The organism is Shewanella sp. c952, assembly GCF_019654975.1.
GTDB lineage: Bacteria > Pseudomonadota > Gammaproteobacteria > Enterobacterales > Shewanellaceae > Shewanella.
In genome coordinates, this window is sequence record NZ_BPEW01000081.1 from 1 (window position 1) to 1035 (window position 1035).

Sequence of the window (1035 nt, forward strand, 5' to 3'; positions counted from 1 at the left end):
GAGGAAGGGGGGGGGGGGGGGGGGGGGAAAGAAGAAGAAGGAAGAAGAGAGAAGGAAGAGGAGAGGGGGAGAGGAGAGGGGGAGAAGAGAAAGAAAGGAAGAGAGGAAGAAAGAAAAAAAAAGGAAAGGGAGGAAGGGGAAGGAGAGGGAAGGGGGAGAAGAAGGGAGGAGAAAGAAAAAGGAAAGGGGAAAAGGGAGGAGAAGGGGAGGGGGAGGAAGAGGGAGGGGGGGAGGGAAAAGAAGAGAGGGAGAGGGGGAGGAGAGAGGAGAGAGGGGGGAAGAGGGGAGGGAGGGAAAAAAAAGAGGGGAGAGAGGGGAAGGGAAAGGGGGGAGGAAAAAGAGAGGAAAGGAGAAAGAAGGAGGAAAAAGGGAAAAGGGAGAAGAGGAGGAAAGGGGGAAAAGGAAAGAAGAGGAAGGGGAGGAAGGAAGAGGGGAGGAAGAAGAGAAAGAGAGAGGAAGGGAAGAGGGAGAGGAGGGGGGAAGGGAGAGAAAGGAGAGGAAGAAGAGGGAGAAAGGGAGGGGAGGGGGGAAAAGGGGGAAGAGGGGGGGGAAGGGGGGAAGGGGAGGGGGAGGAGAGAAGGAAAAAGAGGAGGGAGGAGAAGAGAGGAAAAGAAAGGAAAGGGGGAAAAAGAAAGAGAGGAAAGAGGAGAAGAGAGAGGAAGAAGAAAAAAAAGAAGGGAGGGAAGGAGGGAAAGGAAAAAGGAGGGGGGGAAAGGAAAGGGGGAGGGGAGAGAAAGAGGAAAGGGGGGAAGAAAAAGGAAGGAAAGGGAGGAAGGGGAAGGAAAAGAGGAGAAAAAAGGAAGGGAGAAGGGGGAGAAGGGGGGAAAAGGGGGGAAAAAAGAAGAAAAAGAAGGGGGGAAAGAGAAAGGGGAAGAAGGGAGAGAGGAAGGGGGGGAAGAAGAAGAAAAAAGGGAAGAAGGGGAGAAAAGGAGGAGAAAGAAAAAGAGGGAAGAGAGAAGGAGGGGGGGGGAAAAGAGAGGGAGGAGAAGAAAAGAAGGGGGAGGAAGGAGGGAAAAAGGGGAGGGAGGGGAGAAA

The 1035-nt window shown here is 53.7% G+C and carries 1 protein-coding gene; it reads left to right on the forward strand.

Annotated features, from left to right (window positions below; translation table 11 throughout):
• On the forward strand, positions 1-1035 hold a 1035-nt coding region (locus K5R16_RS22710), incomplete at both ends, for a hypothetical protein (RefSeq protein WP_220740522.1).